This window comes from Paenibacillus sp. VTT E-133291 (genome assembly GCF_002264395.1).
Lineage (GTDB): Bacteria > Bacillota > Bacilli > Paenibacillales > Paenibacillaceae > Paenibacillus_AQ > Paenibacillus_AQ nitricinens.
This window is the reverse complement of the sequence record NZ_NFVA01000274.1, coordinates 1-260: the sequence shown is the minus strand read 5'-3', so window position 1 is coordinate 260 and position 260 is coordinate 1. Positions and strand designations below refer to the sequence as shown.

General features: G+C 51.2%; 1 protein-coding gene. It reads left to right on the top strand.

The genetic code is table 11. The features are described from left to right. Window positions 1-16 precede the first annotated feature (16 nt). On the top strand, window positions 17-260 hold a 244-nt coding region (locus CA598_RS31900; RefSeq protein ID WP_143812515.1), incomplete at its 3' end, for a hypothetical protein.

The following is a 260-nucleotide window of genomic DNA, read 5'->3' as shown; positions in this document are numbered from 1 at the left end:
AGTGGGTGACGATGTAATGGCGCTCATACCGCTAAGGCAAACCGTCACAATTACGCCGTTTACCGGATATGATCCGGATTATAACGAGCCGTCGTACGGTGTCCCTTATACGCAAAAATGCCGCTTTAGCGAGGCGGTTAAACTCGTACGCAATCAACACGGCGCGGAAGTCGTAAGCGTCGGCACGTTTTACTTCGATAAGCTGGAGGATATCGCGCTCGACGACCGTTTTACGTACACCAACGAACTATTAGCGGAGA